The 16,756-nt window shown below is 68.6% G+C and carries 14 protein-coding genes and 1 pseudogene; 8 read left to right on the top strand and 7 right to left on the bottom strand.

From position 1 onward, the window contains the following. Positions 1-313 precede the first annotated feature (313 nt). Entirely contained in the window at positions 314-2,881 is a 2,568-nt protein-coding gene (locus OG574_RS10295) for an MFS transporter (protein ID WP_326772910.1), read from the bottom strand. After that, positions 2,874-3,329, bottom strand: a complete 456-nt coding sequence (locus OG574_RS10290; protein ID WP_326772909.1) for a MarR family winged helix-turn-helix transcriptional regulator — start codon at positions 3,327-3,329, stop codon at positions 2,874-2,876. The genes OG574_RS10295 and OG574_RS10290 overlap by 8 nt, the downstream gene beginning before the upstream one ends. An 832-nt stretch (positions 3,330-4,161) precedes the next feature. Between OG574_RS10290 and OG574_RS10285 the strand changes: the two genes are divergently transcribed. Next, positions 4,162-5,709 (top strand): alpha/beta fold hydrolase, encoded by a 1,548-nt coding sequence (locus OG574_RS10285; RefSeq protein WP_326772908.1) that lies wholly within the window; start codon positions 4,162-4,164, stop codon positions 5,707-5,709. A gap of 12 nt (positions 5,710-5,721) precedes the next feature. Then, positions 5,722-7,329 (top strand): alpha/beta fold hydrolase, encoded by a 1,608-nt coding sequence (locus OG574_RS10280; protein WP_326772907.1) that lies wholly within the window; start codon positions 5,722-5,724, stop codon positions 7,327-7,329. A 160-nt stretch (positions 7,330-7,489) separates the two neighbouring features. On the opposite strand, the gene OG574_RS10275 is transcribed toward OG574_RS10280, so the two are convergent. Then, the gene (locus OG574_RS10275; protein WP_326772906.1) at positions 7,490-7,795 is read right to left on the bottom strand and encodes a hypothetical protein; all 306 of its coding nucleotides are present in this window, start codon (positions 7,793-7,795) and stop codon (positions 7,490-7,492) included. A 177-nt stretch (positions 7,796-7,972) separates the two neighbouring features. On the opposite strand from OG574_RS10275, the gene OG574_RS10270 reads away from it, so the two are divergent. The 3 genes and pseudogenes from OG574_RS10270 to OG574_RS10260 form a co-directional block, all read left to right on the top strand. After that, entirely contained in the window at positions 7,973-8,374 is a 402-nt protein-coding gene (locus OG574_RS10270) for a hypothetical protein (protein WP_326772905.1), read from the top strand. 146 nt (positions 8,375-8,520) lie between these two features. After that, positions 8,521-8,937 carry a hypothetical protein gene (locus tag OG574_RS10265; RefSeq protein WP_326772904.1) on the top strand — a complete coding sequence of 139 codons (417 nt, stop codon included), beginning with the start codon at positions 8,521-8,523 and terminating at the stop codon, positions 8,935-8,937. A gap of 93 nt (positions 8,938-9,030) precedes the next feature. Further along, positions 9,031-9,311: pseudogene (locus OG574_RS10260) on the top strand (IS630 family transposase); the annotation flags it as partial. A gap of 7 nt (positions 9,312-9,318) precedes the next feature. Here the strand turns inward: OG574_RS10260 and OG574_RS10255 are convergent. Continuing rightward, positions 9,319-9,831 carry a DinB family protein gene (locus OG574_RS10255; protein ID WP_326772903.1) on the bottom strand — a complete coding sequence of 171 codons (513 nt, stop codon included), beginning with the start codon at positions 9,829-9,831 and terminating at the stop codon, positions 9,319-9,321. Between the two features lie 161 nt (positions 9,832-9,992). Between OG574_RS10255 and OG574_RS10250 the strand changes: the two genes are divergently transcribed. From OG574_RS10250 to OG574_RS10240, 3 genes are all read left to right on the top strand, one after another. After that, positions 9,993-10,355: a helix-turn-helix domain-containing protein gene (locus tag OG574_RS10250; protein ID WP_326772902.1), complete on the top strand. Its 363-nt coding sequence runs from the start codon at positions 9,993-9,995 to the stop codon at positions 10,353-10,355. A gap of 78 nt (positions 10,356-10,433) precedes the next feature. Continuing rightward, complete coding sequence (locus OG574_RS10245; protein WP_326772901.1) at positions 10,434-11,396, top strand: hypothetical protein; 963 nt, start codon at positions 10,434-10,436, stop codon at positions 11,394-11,396. 739 nt (positions 11,397-12,135) lie between these two features. Continuing rightward, on the top strand, positions 12,136-13,071 hold the full coding sequence (locus OG574_RS10240; protein ID WP_326772900.1) for a PaaX family transcriptional regulator: 936 nt from the start codon (positions 12,136-12,138) through the stop codon (positions 13,069-13,071). A gap of 39 nt (positions 13,072-13,110) precedes the next feature. On the opposite strand, the gene OG574_RS10235 is transcribed toward OG574_RS10240, so the two are convergent. The 3 genes from OG574_RS10235 to OG574_RS10225 all read right to left on the bottom strand — a co-directional run bounded on the left by OG574_RS10235 (position 13,111) and on the right by OG574_RS10225 (position 16,597). Then, positions 13,111-14,304 (bottom strand): cytochrome P450, encoded by a 1,194-nt coding sequence (locus OG574_RS10235; RefSeq protein WP_326772899.1) that lies wholly within the window; start codon positions 14,302-14,304, stop codon positions 13,111-13,113. 5 nt (positions 14,305-14,309) lie between these two features. Next, positions 14,310-15,224, bottom strand: coding sequence for a PaaX family transcriptional regulator (locus OG574_RS10230; protein ID WP_326772898.1), 915 nt, complete (start codon positions 15,222-15,224; stop codon positions 14,310-14,312). Between the two features lie 119 nt (positions 15,225-15,343). Further along, on the bottom strand, positions 15,344-16,597 hold the full coding sequence (locus OG574_RS10225) for a CaiB/BaiF CoA transferase family protein (protein ID WP_326772897.1): 1,254 nt from the start codon (positions 16,595-16,597) through the stop codon (positions 15,344-15,346). Positions 16,598-16,756: the final 159 nt, after the last annotated feature.

Raw genomic sequence — 16,756 nt, 5'->3', positions numbered from 1 at the left:
GGTGCCGGCGGTAGCACCGGACGCAAAACCATCAGGGCGTCCTCCCGGGACGCCCTGATGGCAAACGGAAAATGCCCTGTGCCGCTCGAAAATACGATTCGGTGCTGCGAGCTGCGGCGAGGCCTCAGGACAGGCGGTTCTCCGGTACTGGTTGATCAGGCCGCCGAGGAGGCGTTGTCGCTGGAGCCGGTGGGTCTGGCGGATCCTGACACGCTCACGCGCACGGCCTCTATCCCTCTGGCCTGCCGGGACTTACCAAACACCCCTGCCAGGACAAAACGCTCTTCAAGGCCTTGAGGGGCACCTGTGTCGGTCAGTGCCCCAGATTCACGTCCGCGTCCTTCTCGCCCTCGCCGCTCACCCGCAGCGGCACGGCCTGGGGCGCGTATCCGCTGGCGATCACGGTGTAGTGGCCGGTGTCCAGGTCGTTGAATGCGTAGGCGCCGTGCGCGTCGGTGACCGTCGTGGCGACCGTGTTGCCCGCCGCGTCGAGGAGCGTGACCCGGGCGTCGTCGACCGGGTGGCCCGCGCGGTTGCGGACGGTGCCATGGACGTGGGCGCCAGGGGCGAGGCGGATCTCGTAGCGGTTGGCGGCGCCGCCCGCGACCTCGGCCGGCAGGGCCGCCGGACGGTGTCCGGGGGCGCTGACGACGAGGGTGTAGTTGCCGGGGGACAGGTCGGCGATGCCGAATTCGCCGGTGTGGTCGGCCGCTGCGGAGGCGACGACCTCGCCGCGCACGTCGGTCGCGGTGACCAGGGCGCCGGGCAGCGGCCGGTCGTCGGGGCTGGCCAGGACCGTGCCGGTCAGGCCGGCCGTGCCGGAGAGCACCAGGTCGAAGTCGACCAGGCCGTCGGCCACCGTGATGGTGGTGGCCTGCGGCTGCCGGGCACCGCCGGAGGCGATCAGGACGTACGTTCCCTCGGCGGGCGCGGCGATCGCGTAACGGCCGTCCGCCTGCGTCGTCGTACGGCCGAGCTGGCTGCCGCGCAGGTCGATCAGCGTGACCACGGCGCCCGCGACGGGCGATCCGGCGATGTCGCGGATGTGGCCGCGGACACCTGAGGCGGGTTCGTCCGCGAGGGCGGTGGCGAGCGAGGCGACCGGGGCCGCTTCCACCGCCTCTGCGGTGTCAGCCATCGCCGTCACGGGCGTCTCGGCGGCGGCATCCGAGGCGGTGCCGCCCTCCTCCGCTGCCCTCGCCTCGAGGCCCGACATCTTGCGCAGCGGGACCTCCTTGGTCCACAGGACCATGAGGAACGCGACCGCGATCACGCCCGCCGCGATAAGGAACACCACGTGCATGGAGTCGGCGAAGCCCTGCTTGAAGGGCTCGGCCAGGCGCGGGTCCAGGTGCTGGATGAACGACGAGTCGCTCAGTACGTCGGAGCTGCCGCCGCCCGCGCCGGGGTGCTGCAGCATGTCGAGGACCGGCTTGTTGGCCGGGTCGGACAGGACCGCCGGGTCGTGCAGCGCGGACTGGAACTGGTGCGTCCCGGCGGCCGACTTGAACGCCGAGGAGATCTTGTCGCCGACGTTGGAGAACAGCACCGACAGGAAGATGGCCGTACCGGCGGTGGCGCCCATCTGTCGGAAGAACGTGGACGATGCGGTCGCCACGCCCATGTCCTGTGGCGGCACGGCGTTCTGCACGGCGAGCACCAGGGTCTGCATGCAGCCGCCGAGGCCGAGGCCGAAGACGAGCATGTAGATCATGCTCTGCCACAGCGGAGTGTCCCACTGGACCTTGAAGTGGAAGAGCAGCAGGGCCGTGACCATGAGGACGGTGCCGATGGTCGGGAAGATCTTGTAGCGGCCGGTCTTCGCGGTGATCTGGCCGGAGACGATGGACGCGATGATCATGCCGAGCATCAGCGGCAGCATCTCGAGACCGGACTTGGTGGGGCTCGCGCCCTTCACGATCTGCAGGTACTGCGGGATCATCAGCATTCCGCCGAACATGCCCGCGCCGATGAGGACGGACAGCAGGCTGGTCTTGCTGAAGATCGCGTTGCGGAACAGGCGCATCGGGATCAGCGCGTCGTCGCCCATCCGGCGCTCGACGAGGATCCAGGAGATGATGCCGACGACGCCGATGCCGTAGCAGGAAAGGGACCTGGACGAGTCCCAGCCCCACTCGCGGCCCTGCTCGGCCACCAGGAGCAGCGGCACGACGCCGAGCGCGATGGTGAATGCGCCCCACCAGTCGATCCGCCGGGCGCGGCGGGTGTGCGGGATGTTGAGGACCTTGGCGACGACGAAGAGCGCGATGATGCCGATCGGCACGTTCACCAGGAACACCCAGCGCCAGCCGACGACGCCCAGGATGCTGTCCTGACCGGCGAGGAAGCCGCCGATGAGCGGCCCAGCGACGCTGGAGGTGGCGAAGGTGGCGAGCATGTAGCCCTGGTAGCGGGCCCGTTCGCGGGGCGGCACGATGTCGCCGATGATCGCGAGGGCGAGGGACATCAGGCCGCCGGCACCGATGCCCTGCAGGGCGCGGAACGCGGCGAGTTCGGTCATCGACGTCGAGAACGTGCACGCCGCCGAGCCGAGGATGAAGACGCTGATCGCGCCGAGGAAGTAGGGCTTGCGGCCGTGCAGGTCGGACAGCTTGCCGTAGAGCGGCGTCGCGATCGTCGAGGTGATCAGGTACGCCGTCGTCGCCCACGCCTGCTGGCTGAGGCCGTGCAGGTCGTCCGCGATGGTGCGGATCGAGGTGGAGACGATGGTCTGGTCGAGCGCGGCCAGGAACATGCCCAGCATCAGACCGCTCAGAATGGTCAGGATCTGGCGGTGGCTCAGGCCACCGCCGGAGGAAGCGGGTGTCGCCTCCGTGTGCTTAGCGGTGTCTCGGCGCGGCGCCGACACGGCCTCACTCATGCTTGCTTGCTCCCTGCTGCGCCCCGGCTTCGGGCTGAGTCCCGTCGCCGTGGCGTTTCTGTTGATGCACTACCAGGTCGTCGTTGAGGCGTGTCATCAGCCGGATCAGCTGATACCGGTCCTCGGGGGGCCAGGGGGCGAGGAGCTCTGCCAGCTGCGCGTCGCGCTGCCGGCGGTTCTTCTCGTACACCGCCCTGCCGGACTCGGTCGCGTGCAGCAGCGTGCCGCGCCGGTCTTCCGGGTCGGGCCGCCGCTCGATCAGGCCGCGCTCCACCATGGAGCGGACCTGACGGCTGACCGTCGACAGGTCGAGGAAGGTCTCGGCGGCCAGATCGGTGGCCCGCTGCTCCCCGTCCCGTACGAGCCGGGCCAGCAGGACGCGCTCACCGGCGCCCTGCTCCAGCTTGGTCTGGTGCCTGCGCGCCGCGACCAGCCGGGTGAAGCGCACGATCTGGCTCCCTAGTCCTGCCCCGGCCTCCTCGGCACTCGCGACCCCGGTGTCCCCGGTTGTCCTATGTTCCCCCGCTGCGCGGTCACGGACCGTCCCCTTGTCCATTACCCGCCCCCTGTTCAACTCACATTTTATTGCTTGTAGCTACCAAGTGAGTGTAGACGGCCCGGAGCGGTGTCCGGTACGGGGTCTCGGATGCACGACCCGGCGCATGTGGCAGCCTGATGCGCCGGTAGCGAAGGGGCCGACGCGAGGCTCTTCCCTAGGTCTCCGACGAGTCAGGCCCGGCGGCGGCTTCCATCGGGGAAGATGCGCCCGACCGGGGGCGGGGGAGGGCCAGACCAGGCCCTTGGTGCGGGTGGTCAGGTACCAGGCCCCGAGGAGCACGGACGCCGCCGGCGCCCACATCACGACCCTCCGCCTCGCCCAGGGGCCCCGCGCGGGGTGCCCCAGACGCGCGGTACCAGCTCGTTGGCCGTGGCGTCGACGCGTCGCACGACGGCCTCCACGTCCACCCGGCCGCCGGCTGAGGATCCGACGGTGGGGCCATGGTGACTGTGACGAGGTGGAAGGCGAGCGGACTCGGTCGACCGATACCGGGAGCGGACCTCGCGCCGACGCGGGCCGGTCCGGCGATTCGTGCGGGTCGGGCCGGGTGATGCGGCGCGCGGCCCATCGTGTCGGACGAGCCGGGCGTTACGGGTTATGAGCGCTCCGCGTGCACCCGAACGCGCCACCCGGTACCGTCGAAAACGCGCGTTCCGCCCAAACCGTTACGGCCTGGTCCCGTCAGTGGCCGTCGCCGATGTCGGCAGAGGAACGGGATCACATGCCAAAGCGCAGCATCCACGCGGTGACTGCCGCGGCCGCTCTGGCCTGCTTGGCAGCATTCGGCACCACACCGATCAGCGCCTCAAAAGCAGCTGCCCAGACCGCAGAACCCAGCCCGGCAGCCCCCAGGTTCGTGCCCGGTGCCTGTCCGAAGCCGCCCGAGCCCATCGAAGCGCTGAGCAAGGCACAGTGCGGTTTCCTGGAGGTCCCCGAGAACCGCTCCCGCTCCGACGGCCGGACCATCAAGCTGGCCGTGGCGGTCATCCCGGCCGCTGCGGAGAAGCCCTCCGAGGACCCGGTCGTGTTCATGGCGGGCGGCCCCGGCGCCGACACGTTCGACGACATTCCCTTCCTCATGGACTCTGGCCTGAACAAGGACCGCGAGCTGATCGTCATGGCCCAGCGCGGCAACCTCTACGACAAGCCGAACCTCGCCTGCCCTGAGGTCGACCGGTTCAACGCGCAGGCCGTAGGCCTGGGATATGACTCACAGCGGGCGGAACAACTCATGCTGAAGGCGGTGAAGGACTGCCGGGGCCGCCTGACGGCCGCCGGCGTCGACCTGAACGCCTACAACACCACCGAGAACGCCGCGGACTTCGCCGACCTGCGCAAGGCGCTGGACATCCCCCGATGGAACGTCTACGGGTACTCCTACGGCAGCAATCTGGCCCTCACCTACCTGCGCCTGCACCCCGAGGGAATCCGCGCGGTGGCGATCGACTCGATCACACCTCCCCAGGTCACGACCCTGCCGTGGGGATGGGGCAGCGCCGCTGAGGGAATCCACAACATCTTCAAGGCGTGCGCGGCGCAGCCCGCCTGCAAGGACCGCTACCCGCACCTCCCCCGCCTGCTGACGGAGCAGGTGCGCAAACTGGAGGCTCACCCCCTGACTCTGAACGTCACGCCGCCGAGCGGAGGAAAGCCGGTCAAGGTCGTCCTCGACGGGGGCGCTCTGCTGAACCTGATCGTCGCCTTAACCCCCCGGCCCAAGGACATCCCGGCGGCGCTCGACGAACTCAGCCGCGGAAATCCGAAGCGCTTCGCGCAGGCCCGCGCGGCCGGCTCGGTCCAGAAGGCCGGCGCCTTCGCGCACGGCCTGACGAACTCGATAGCGTGCGGCGAGTGGGCTCCGGGCTACTCGGAATCCGACGTGCTGAAAGCGGGGCGCAAGGCCTTCCCCGGGTGGCCGGACACGGTACTGGCCCAGGTGCCGCAACTGCCCTTCCAGTACCCGGCGTGCGGGATCTGGAACGTTCCGGACCGCGCGAAGGTACAGCGGGTGGCCACGGTCAGCTCGGTGCCGGCGCTCGTCGTCTCCGGCACGTTCGACGTGAAGACCGGGGCGAGTTGGGCGAAGGGCGTGGCCCGCAACCTGTCCCGCTCGACCGCCATACAAGTCCCCGGAATCGGGCACTGGGTGGTCCCGCAGTCGCCTTGCGCGCAGCGCGTGCTGGCGTCGTTCTTCGCCCGCCCGACCGCCCCCGACACCTCGTGCGTGGACGCTCTCGAGCCCGAACCGTTCACGATCACCCCGAAATGACTGGGAGGGCAGATGACGTTCCACCACGCGCTGCGTCGTCGACGCCCCGTACGACGACTTCAGGCCACGTCGGTCGGCATAGCAACCGGTCTCCTCGTCACCGGCCTGCTCGCAGCGCCTGCTCAGGCACAGTCCAGCACCGGCGCCAGCGCCGGCCCCGAGGCGCCTGTCGGCACGGCCGCACGCGCGGTGGGCGACGCCGGCTACGAACCGGGCCCCTGCCCCAAGACGCCGGAACCGGTCGAGGCGCTCAAGGAGGCCCGCTGCGGATCCCTCACCGTGCCCGAGAACCGCGCCAAGTCGACCGGTAAAACGATCAAACTCGGTGTCGCGATCGTGCCCGCCAAGTCCGCCACACCGAAACCCGACCCCATCGTGTGGCTCGCGGGCGGACCCGGGGACGACGCGGTCGGGGAGGCGAAGATGGCGATCGACGGCGGCCTGAACCGCGACCGTGACGTGATCCTCATGTCCCAGCGCGGTACGTACTCGGCCGAGCCGAACCTCCTGTGCCCCAACATCGACAGGTTCAACGCGCAAGCGGTCGGCCTCGTCTACGACGCGCCGTCCACCGAGCGCCTGCACGTCGAGGCCACGAAGGCCTGCCACGACCAACTGGCGGCCCGTGGCATCGACCTCAGTGCCTACAACGACCCCGAGAGCGCCGCCGACTACGACGACCTGCGCACCGCGCTCGGCATCAAGCACTGGAACCTGTACGCCATCTCCTACGGGACCCACCTGGCACTCGTCTACATGCGCCTGCACCCCGACGGGCTCCGCTCGGTGGGCCTCGACGGCATACTGCCGCCGTCCAAGGGCGGGTCGGCCCTGACCTGGAGCAGTGCCCGGCAGGGCTTCGACGGTCTGTTCAAGGCCTGCGCGGACCAGCCCGCGTGCAACAAGCGCTACCCGCACCTGTCGGCCACCTTCGACAAGCTCGTCCGCGACCTCGAAGCCAAGCCGGTCACCACCACGGTCAAGCTCCCCGGCAGCGACAAGCCGGTGAAGGTCGTACTGGACGGCGGGGCACTGGTGAACTGGATGACCTCCGCCACCCACGTGGCGCCCCAAGTACCCATCGCCCTCGATGAGCTGGCGCACGGCAAGCCCCAGCGGATCGCTCAGCAGTGGGCCGGCGGCAAGCTGAGCCCCCAGGCCATGGACAGGGTTGCGCACGGTCTCGTCTACGGCGTCTTCTGCAGCGAGTGGACGCCGTACGAGAGCAAGGAAGAGGCGCTCCGAGCCGGACAGGACGCGTTCCCGTCCTTCCCCCGCTCGGTCCAGGCCCAAGCCCCTCAGCTCACGTTCCTCCGCCCGGACTGCGACGTCTGGAACGTCCCCGCGGCACCACACTCGATCCGGGACGTGACCCGCGGCGACATCCCCACCCTCGCCCTGTCGGGCAGCTTCGACTCCCAGACCGGGGCGGACAACGGACCGTACGTCGCCCGTACGTTGAAGGCCAAGGTCGTCACGGTCCCGTACGAGCCGCACGTGGTGTTCGCCACCTCGAAGTGCGCCCAGGAGATCACCGTCTCCTTCTTCGACACCCCGGCCGCACCGAAGACCGCATGTCTGAAGAGCCTCGAACCGCCCAAGTTCGAGACCGGTCCCTGAGCCGCCGGCTACTCCACCGAACACCCACCCCGACCAGCCCTACGCGCCGGGCGGTGGGCGGCTCCCCGCCGCCCACGGGCGGGCCAACGCAGATCGCTCGGACGCTGGGGATGCGTCCACGTGCGGGCGTCCGGCCGGTCCGTCGACGTACCTCAGCCCTTCACGAGGCCCGGACAGCGATGGTCTCGCCGTCCACGTCGTGGCCCTGGACATTGCGGTCCCTGATCAGCGAGTACAGCACTGCGCCGGTGATCGCGCCGACGAACCAGGAGAACCCGGCGATGGTGCTGAAAGCGGGCGCCAGGGCGAGGGTGACGGCAATCGCGGCACTGGGGATGAACGCCCAGATGGCCCGGGCCGTTGTCGGCCCAGGCTTTGGTGACGGTGGGGTGGTACTCGGCCTGCGCGCACGTGGCGTCGGCGAGGGCCTGGACGACGTCGGGGTCAGTCGGCATGCCCGCTTCATCGACGCAGTAGAGGGCTGTCAACAGAGCGTCGTCGATGTCCTCGGACGCGCGAGCGAGCAGCCGGTCGGCGTCCGCCGGTGCGGGGTTTCCGGTCCACGCGGCGAGCTGGTCGGCGGTGGCATACGGGATGCGCAAAATGGATCCTTCAGTGCCCTCGGCCCTGCTTCAATGCGCACATGGATCAGATTCCGGTGATCGTCGGAATGTTCGCCGGTGGTGCAGGGCTTGCTGCCTGGCACCTCAACAAGCAGCAACGCAAGATCACCAGTCACCTCATCGATGGACGGCGCATCAAGGTCGTCTGTGTCCTGAAAGACCCTCAAGCCCCCAGATGGACATACGGGCACTTCGTGATCGAGTCCGGGGTCTGGTCCTGGGAGCCTCGTCCGCGTCATAAGAACCCGTTGATGTTGCCTCCCGATCTGGAAGTGGCACGTGTACGGGAACCGGGGCTAAGGGAGAGCACACGTCTCAATCGCCGCTTCTTGGTCATGGAATGCACATCAGCCCAGGGCGAGGTGCTCGTTGCGGCACTGCATGGACACGCCGAGCACGTGTTCATGGCTCTAAGTAGGTGATTTTGAACTCGTGTGCGGGGAAACCCGACGGCGCTTCGCAAGCGTTGGACAGGCGCGGTAACTGACCGTGGCCGTTGAAAACACCGGTGTGGTAGCGCAGTCTTGGCGGAACCGTTTCGAATGTGCAGTTCAGAAGGGGATACCGGATGCAGCAGCCAGAGGACAAGCTCTTGGCGGAAGCCCTCGGCCGCATCAACCGCGGCGGGAAGATCGCCTCCCGGCTCCTCAAGAATGACATCAGTGAGTTCGACCGCGAACTGCAGCTGGGTTTTGATCTTGCTCTTGAACGCGTCCGCACGGTGCTTGTTGAGCTGTCCCCTGGTGCGAGCCCGGAGCTGGAAGAAGCAGGAACGGATCGAGTGACCTTCCGCGTGCTCACCGGAGGTGGAGCCCTCAACATGAACCCGGTGGTAGTCACGGTCGATGCGACTCGCAGTGGCGAGCGGACCACTGCCCTGCACGTGCGGGCGATCGCTAAGGAGGGTCTGATCAAGCAGCATGCAGGCCAGAAGACAGCCGAGCGCATCGCGGCGCTGTTGAACGGAGCCAGCCCGAGTCGATGAGCAGCGCAGAGGACCTGTCCCGGGACAGGGCTGTCACCTGAGCAGATCGAACGCGGGCGGTGTGGAACAACAAGACAGACCGGAGTCCGCTGATGCGATAACTTCTCCCCGCACCTGACCACGAAAAAGTGCCAGCGGGTCGGCATTTGGGCCGCGGCGAACAAGGTCGAGATCGCGTACACCCCCACCAACAGCTCCTGGCTCAACCGCATCGAAGCCCAGTTCACCGCCCTGCGCTACTTCACCCTCGACGGACCGACCACGCCGACCACAAAGAGCAGGGCAGCATGATCCGCCGCTACATCATCTGGCGAAACCGCCACGCCGACGACCAGCGCCTACGCGCCGTCGTCGACAGGGCCAACGCTGCCTGATCCGGCGCTATGCGCCGGTGGTGCCGTCGATGCGTTCCCGGACCAGGTCGGCGTGGCCGTTGTGGCGGGCGTACTCCTCGATCATGTGGACGTAGATCCAGCGGAGGTTGACGTCCTGCTCCATGAAGCGGCCCGTATCGGTCAGAGCGCGGTCGGCGCAGTGCTCGCGGGCGCGGGCGATCTCCGTGTGCCAGGTGGCGAGGGCGTCACTCAGGGCGGCGCCCGCAGCCACGTCGAAGCCGCCGTCGGGGCCATCCGGGTCGGCCTGCAGGTCGTAGATGGGCGGGGCCTGTTCTCCGGCGAACACGCGACGGAACCAGTTCCGCTCCACTTCCGCCATATGCTGAACGAGGCCGATCAGAGTGAAGCCAGACGGCGGCACGGACGCGACGGCGGCCTGCTCATCGTCCAGATCCTCGCACTTCATGGCGAGCGTGATGCGATGAAAGTCGAGCCAGCTTTCAAGCGTCGTGCGCTCGTCGGCGTTCAGGGGCGGCATGGGGCGATCGAGGGCGCTCATCGGTCGATTATCGCCAGCGTCCGAAGCCCTCGACAGGCAGGACCTCACTACTCGACAGGCAGGACCTCACTAGAGGGCGAACGTTGCCTGATACGGCACCAGATGTATTGAGCATGGGCGTTGTTACCGCGGGTGGGACTTGAACATGACGAAGCCCTCCGATGTGGTGGAGCTGTCTAGGACCGCACCACACGGAGGCCTTGACGTCCCACCGTAACGCCCGACTGACCCTGCACGGCAGGCGGATCCTGGTCGAACGCGTCTGTTCCGGCCGACCGGTCGCGCACGTCGCAGCGGAGATGGGCATCTCCCGTCCCACCGCCTACAAATGGTTCCGCCGCTGGCAAGCCGAGGGCGAAAGCGGCCTCTACGACCGGCCCAGCAGCCCCTACACCACACCCCGGCGAACCCCATCGGAGCTTGAGAGGCAGGTCTGCGATCTGCGTGTCAGTCGCAAGCTCGCCCACCTCGTACCACCGGCCTGCGCAGGCGCGCTTCGAAGGCATCCTGGTCGAGCGCCCTGAGCCCGCGGCGGGAATGATGGTCGCAGTGTCAGAAACTCGCTGGTCCAGCTGATATTTGAACCGTGATACTCGATGTTCATGACGCGCGATGACCTCACCGGAGACATCCCGGTCAACCCGGCCTTGCGTCGGGTTCTGGCACGGGCCGGCAACCCGGAACTGTTGGAACTGCTGGCCAGCAGCTTGTCGGGTGCGGATCTGACCACGCTGCTGCTGGAGGTGTTCCGGCGCCGGGCAGACCGGCTCTCGCCGGCCGAGGTGATGCGGCGCTATCGCAGCGATCGGTTCGTGGCTCCAGCGCCAGGCGACTTCACCGCACTGCGCCGCACCGAGGACGCGTTGCTGTCGGCGTTGCCCGACGGCTTCGAGGTCCTCGTGCTCGCCCCGGTCGTGCCGCTGGCCGCGCATTCGGCCGTGGCGACCGTCGATCCGCGCAAGGTGATCGCGACTGTTCGGGGCAGCGAGGTGGCTGCCGATCCGACGAACGCACTGGCGCTAGAGGCATCGCACCGGCGCTCCTTGGCCCTGGCCGCCGATCCGCGTTCGAACGCGCCGGTCCGGCTGGCGGCCAGCCAGCGAGTGGCTCGCGCCCAGAGCTTCAACGGTCCAGGGATGCTCGCCCACTTCCAGATCTTCGGTCTGGTGACCGCCGGCCGAGACACCGGCAACCGACTCTTTGAGCACCGGCACTTGGCCGAGCACCTACGGTTCGCCGCCCGGGTCATGGCCGACGTCGGGGCACAGGACACACAGATCAGACTGACCTTTCTGGAGGACGCGACTGGTCCGACCCTCGAGCGGGTGCGCCACGAACTCGCAGGGCTGCCAGGAGTCGAGGTATGTGAGGACCCCGACCGGACCTCCGGACGCGGCTACTACACCGGCATCTGCTTCAAGATCTACACCATCGTCGGAGGCCGGCATTTGGAAGTCGGCGACGGCGGCTTCGTTCAATGGAGCCAACTGCTCACCAGTAACCGTAAAGAACGCCTACTGATCAGTGGATTCGGCATCGACCGCCTGGCCGAGGCGCTGACGTAGCAGCCGGGGCCGGGCGAGTCCCCATCGCAGCAGACAGGTCGAGCAATCCACAGGCGCAGAGCTCGGCGAGCAGAACGATCGTTCGGACGCGGGCGCGCTGCAGCGGTACTGCTCCTCCGTCCGCAGCGGCAACGTCAGCTGCCACAACTCGTTGGACCGATCAAGAACGTCCCACGTCACCCACCTCGGTGACCTGCTTGGGGTGGAGCTCGCCCAAATCTCGGCCGAACATGCGCATCCGTGAAGGCACCCTCACACGTCAGCCTGCGCACAGTGAGTGCGCTTCGGGGGCGGCCCCACGCGCCCATTGTGGCCCGCGAGTGTTCCGCGGTCGACGCGGGCATCCGGCTTCAGTAGCTGGCGAGCGGGAGGGCGTTCGACCTCGTCAGCGTTGTGCGCGTGCACCTGGACCGGCTCCTGCGCGACATCTCCACCGACGGCGAAGGCCTACTCGCGGTTCCCTGAGGCTCGATGGGAAGTTTCCATCCTGAAGTTGCAGGTCACGGGGCTCGCGTGAGCTGGTGAGGGTGCGCTCAGGCCGGCGGCCGCGGTGATCGTCTCGCGGAGATCATCCGCCACGCCTGGTCGGCGTCGATCTCCGCGTTGGTCAGTGCGAGCGGGGCCCGCCGCGGGCGGGACGACGACCAGCCCGGGGCTCCTCCCTCCGGTCTGCTGGCCCGCCATCAGGCCTGTCTCCACCGTCGCCAGGCCGCGAGGAGCGGGGTACTAAGCTGGAGTGATGCCGGAGAAGAACCCGTCGATCGAGGCGCTTGTGCTGCGCCGCGCACAGGAGGGGTCCGTCCTCCCACGCCAGCAGGCCGGGGCGTCTCCGCAACGGCTGCTGACCACGTTGCTGGGCGAGCACTGGCTGGACGCCCCGGCGGCTCTGTCGATGAGTACGGTCATCACCCTGCTGGCGGAGTTCGGTATCAGCGAGACGAGCGCACGCGCGACCGCGAACCGGCTCGTCAAGCGAGGAGTGCTGGAGACCGAGCGGTCGGGGCGCCAGTCCTACTTGCGGCTGAGCGCGATCGGCAGCGAGGACACCCGGCACAAGACCGCGAGCATCGTGCGTTTCGGCTCGTTGCAGCCGGACTGGGACGGCCTGTGGACGCTGGCTGCCTTCAGCATTCCGGAACAGCAGCGCCACGTCCGTCACCGGGTACGCAGCTATCTGAGGTGGCTCGGGTTCGCGCCGCTGTTCGACGGGCTGTGGGTTTCGGCGCACGCCGATCCGGCGGCCCTCGAGCCGATCTTCCGGGCCGCAGGAGTGGACAACCTGACGATCTTCAGGGCCGAGGAGGCAGGAGAGACCCTGCCGCTGGCGGCGTGGAACCTGGGCGACGTCGCCGCGGCTTACCGGACCTTCGTCGCCGACCACCAGGAACTGGCGGTACGGCTGACGGCGGGAGAAGTGAGCCCGAGCGCCGCCCTGGCCGGCCGGCTCCAGGTCTTGGACGTCTGGCGTACTTTTCCGGGAATCGACCCGGACCTACCGGACGAACTGCTTTCCCCCGACTGGCCCCGGACAACGGCGCGGTCGCTGTTTGTGTCCCTATACGACGGGCTCGCGCCTCTCGCAGAGCTGCGGTTCCGGCAGCTCGTCGCCGTCCACGACGGTGCGGTGGCCGAACAAGCCGGCCACCGCACTACCGCCGACTGGGCAGCCGGATAAGAACGGAGCGGCACGCGGGGAGGCGGTCAGAACCCACTGCTAGGCAGGAGTGAGCTGCAACTCGGCCGAGACAATGCCCAGTTCAGGCATTCTGGCGCCCTCGCGCTCACCGACGGCGGTGAACGACGTTGTACGGGACAGGAGTTCCTCAAGCGCGACCCTCAGCATCGTCCGCGCCATGGGTGCCCCGGGGCAGCGGTGCCGTCCCCGGCCGAAAGCGAGATGCTCGGCGATGTTCGCCCGTTCGATCCGGAACGTGTCGGGATCGTCGAAGACCACGGCGTCCCGGTTCGCTGACGCGTACGCGAGCGTGACGGGCTCCTCCGGGCGGATGGTGCGACCCAGAATCTCCACGGGCTTGGACGGGGTGCGTGCGAACCCCCGGTAAGGTGCATAGAGCCGCAGAAACTCCTCCAGGGCGTCCGGAATCAGCTCCGGACGTGAACGCAGCCGTTGCTGCAATTCCGGGTCGTCCGCAAGATGGACGGCGATCGACCCGAGGATGATCGGTGGTGCCACCATCCCGACCACGAGTGACTGACGGAGCGCCCCGACCACGTGCTCCGGGTCCAGCGGCACGCCGTCAATGCGTTCCGAGAGAAGAGAACTCGCGGGATCCTCGTCGACAGGACGGGGATTGCACCGCCGATCGGCAACCAGCTCGCGCGCCATGTCGTACAGCTTCTGACTCGTCGAGTTGACGACGTCCTTGTTCTGGCTGCGCCAGGCCTGCACCCACCGGGCCGATGTCTCGGCGAGCAGCGGAGCCACGTCCGGCGTGAGGTTGAGCCACTCGGTCGTGGTCCACGCAGGAAATCGGGTGCCGAACTCCTGCGCAATGTCACCGTGGCCACGGTCGAGCAGCGGCTGGAGTTCCTTGCCGGCATGCCGGCGCAGCCGCGGCATCAACCGCTGCAGCCGGTCACGCTGCAGCGTCCTCTCCAGCGCCCGGCGGTATGGAGTGTGCGCGGGTGCATCGAAGTTCAGCGGAGGTCTGCGCAGCCCGCGAGGATCACTGGGGACGACGGCTTTGACCGACGAGATGAAGGTACGGTCGTCGAGCGCCGCCGCACGAACCTCCCGGTACCGCGTCAAGGCCCAGAAACCACCGTAGGAACTGCTGTGCGCGACGGGGCATTCGGCCCTCAGCCGGCGGTACATGGCGTGCACGCGGTCCGGTGCGTTGTCGGCCGTCGGGTCGAAGTCGTCCGGCCTGTCGGGGCGGGGGTCCACGGCAGTCATGGGTGGGTCCGATCGCTGGTTGGCCGGCCGGGAAGGAGTCGGGGGGAGCGGCGACGCTGCATCGCCTGGCTGCCCAACCCGAGCAGCTGATCTGTGGAGCGGTACTCGATGTACTCGGCGAGTTCCGGCGTGTACCGGCCCACGATCTGTCGGACCCGGAGCGCAGCCAGGGGGCCGAGGGCGTCGTAGACCTCGACATAGATGGTGCGGGCGTCTTTCCGGGGCCATTCGCGTGGCAGCTGGTTCGCGGGGAGATCCGGGTCGATACCGGGGAACGTGCGCCAGCTGTCCATGATCCTTGTGCGGGCGAGCAGCGCCTGGGCAGCGCTCACTTCTCCCTCACGGACCTGGTCGCGCAGCGGGCCGTAGGCCGTCACGAAACGTGCGTAGGTCGCCTCGACCTCGTCGAGATCCCAGGCGTCGACCGGTCGACGGGGCGACCCCGGCTGCTCCGCCGCGCGGAAGACGGTGACGTCCCGGATCCCGAGGCGGTCCAGCTCGTGCCGGGCCTGGGCGGCCACCGGGCGGGACGACACCCACGTGCCGTCGTAGAGCGGGGCGAAACCCAGCCAGCGCAGTTTCGAGCGCACCGCGTGGCGCAGATCCCGTTCCCTCTCGTTGAGCGAGAAGAGGGCGAGGGTCCACTGCCCGTCCCACGATCGGTCGCCCTGTCCGAAGGACACGAATTCGTATGCGCCGGCCATGAGTACTTCCGCGGCGCCCGGCGCGAAGCCGTAATAGGTGTGGCGCCCCACTCTGGTCGAGGCGAGCACGCCGCGCCGGGCCAGCCGGTTCAGCGCCGCGCGGGCGGCGGCGGGACCGATGTCGAACTCGCCGAGCAGAGCCACGAGCGCCGCCGACGGCAGGTGCTCAGTGCGCCCCGCCCAGTAGTCGCCCAGCAGGGTCGTCAACAGGTGCTGAGACGACGAGCCCGCCTGGGGACGGGGCAGATGTGGGCCAGGGGCCCCGGCGGTCGGAACCACGTCGCCCGACTGTGCCGTGCCGGTGGGTCCAGGGGCAGCAGACGTCATCAGATGGCTCCATCAGCGACGAGCCCGTCGATCTGCTCCGCGGAGTAGCCCAGCAGCTTGCGGTAGACGAGCCGGCTGTCCTCACCGAGGTGGGGAACACCGTCGGCGAAGTCGGTACGGGAGCGGGACATGTGAACGGGCATGCCGCTGCCGATCAGTCCGTCCGCAGTGCCGTAGGCGGGATGGTGGAGCGCAACGGTGTCGCCGCGGCTGAGCAGCGACGCGTCGCTGACGGCCTCGGCGGGTTCCCTGACCGGGGCGCATGGGACACCGTGGGCCTCCAGAGCGGCGATCACCCGGTCCTGTGGGTGCTTACGTGACCACTCCTCGATCAGGGCATGGAACTCGTCGGCATGAGCCACCCTCGCGTCACGGGTGGTGAAGCGCGTGTCGGCCAGGAGCTCGGGACGCCCCAGCGCCGTCAGCACTCCCCGCGCGAACTTGTCCTCCGGTGCGCAGATGGCCACCCAGCCGTCGGCGGTCTCGAACACCCCGAACGGCGCCAGCCGCGGCATGAACCTGCCGTTGCGGCCGGACAGGCCGAGCCGGGTCAGCAGGTGCGACTGCTCGCCGGCTACCAGCGCGGTGAGCGAGCCGAGCATGGAGACGTCGACATGCTGGCCGATCCCGGTTGCCTCCGCCTGCCGCAGAGCGCCCAGGACGCCGATGACCGCGTAGAGCGGTGCGGACAGGTCGCCGATGGGAAACCCCACGCGGACCGGCGGGTCACCCGGGCTGCCGGACGTCATCATCGTTCCGGACAGCGCCTGCACGATCGCGTCCATCGCCTTGCCGGTCCCCGGCTCGCCGGCCTGCCCGAAGCCGCTGATCGAGCAGTACACGATGCGGGGGTTGATCTTGGCGGCGGCCGCGTAGCCGACGCCGAGCCGGTCGGCAGTGCCGCGGCTGTAGTTCTCGACGACGACGTCCGCCTGCCGTACCAGGTCCGCGAAGACCTCGCGGCCGGCCGGGTGCTTCAGATCGAGCGTCACGCTCTCCTTGCCCCGGGTGCGTTCGAGGGTTCCCAGGGAAATGTCGTCGTCGTGGCGGCGCTGCATCGTGAGCCCGTCGCGGCCGAAGTAGGGCGCGTTGTTGCGGACCCGGTCACCGCCTCGCGGGTTCTCGACCTTGATGACCCGTGCCCCGAGCCCGGACAGCAGGAGGGTTGCATAGGGGCCGGCCAGCGCGATGGTCAGGTCGATGACGGTGATGCCTTCGAGCGGTCGGGGAAGTTCGGCGGTCTGTGCGGACATGAGTACCTCGACGGTATGCGGGGACAGCAGATGGTCGGACTGATGGTTCGACTGCGCAATCACGGGCGGGGCCGTGCCAGGGAACGCCGGGACCGGCACGCGGCACCGACATCCGGCCGTGGCGATGCGCGTGCTCGCCGCCCTCCGGGCCGAGCACGC

The organism is Streptomyces sp. NBC_01445, assembly GCF_035918235.1.
Taxonomy (GTDB): Bacteria; Actinomycetota; Actinomycetes; order Streptomycetales; family Streptomycetaceae; genus Streptomyces.
Note: the sequence above shows the minus strand (reverse complement) of the source record. Positions and strands in the feature narration are given on the sequence as shown.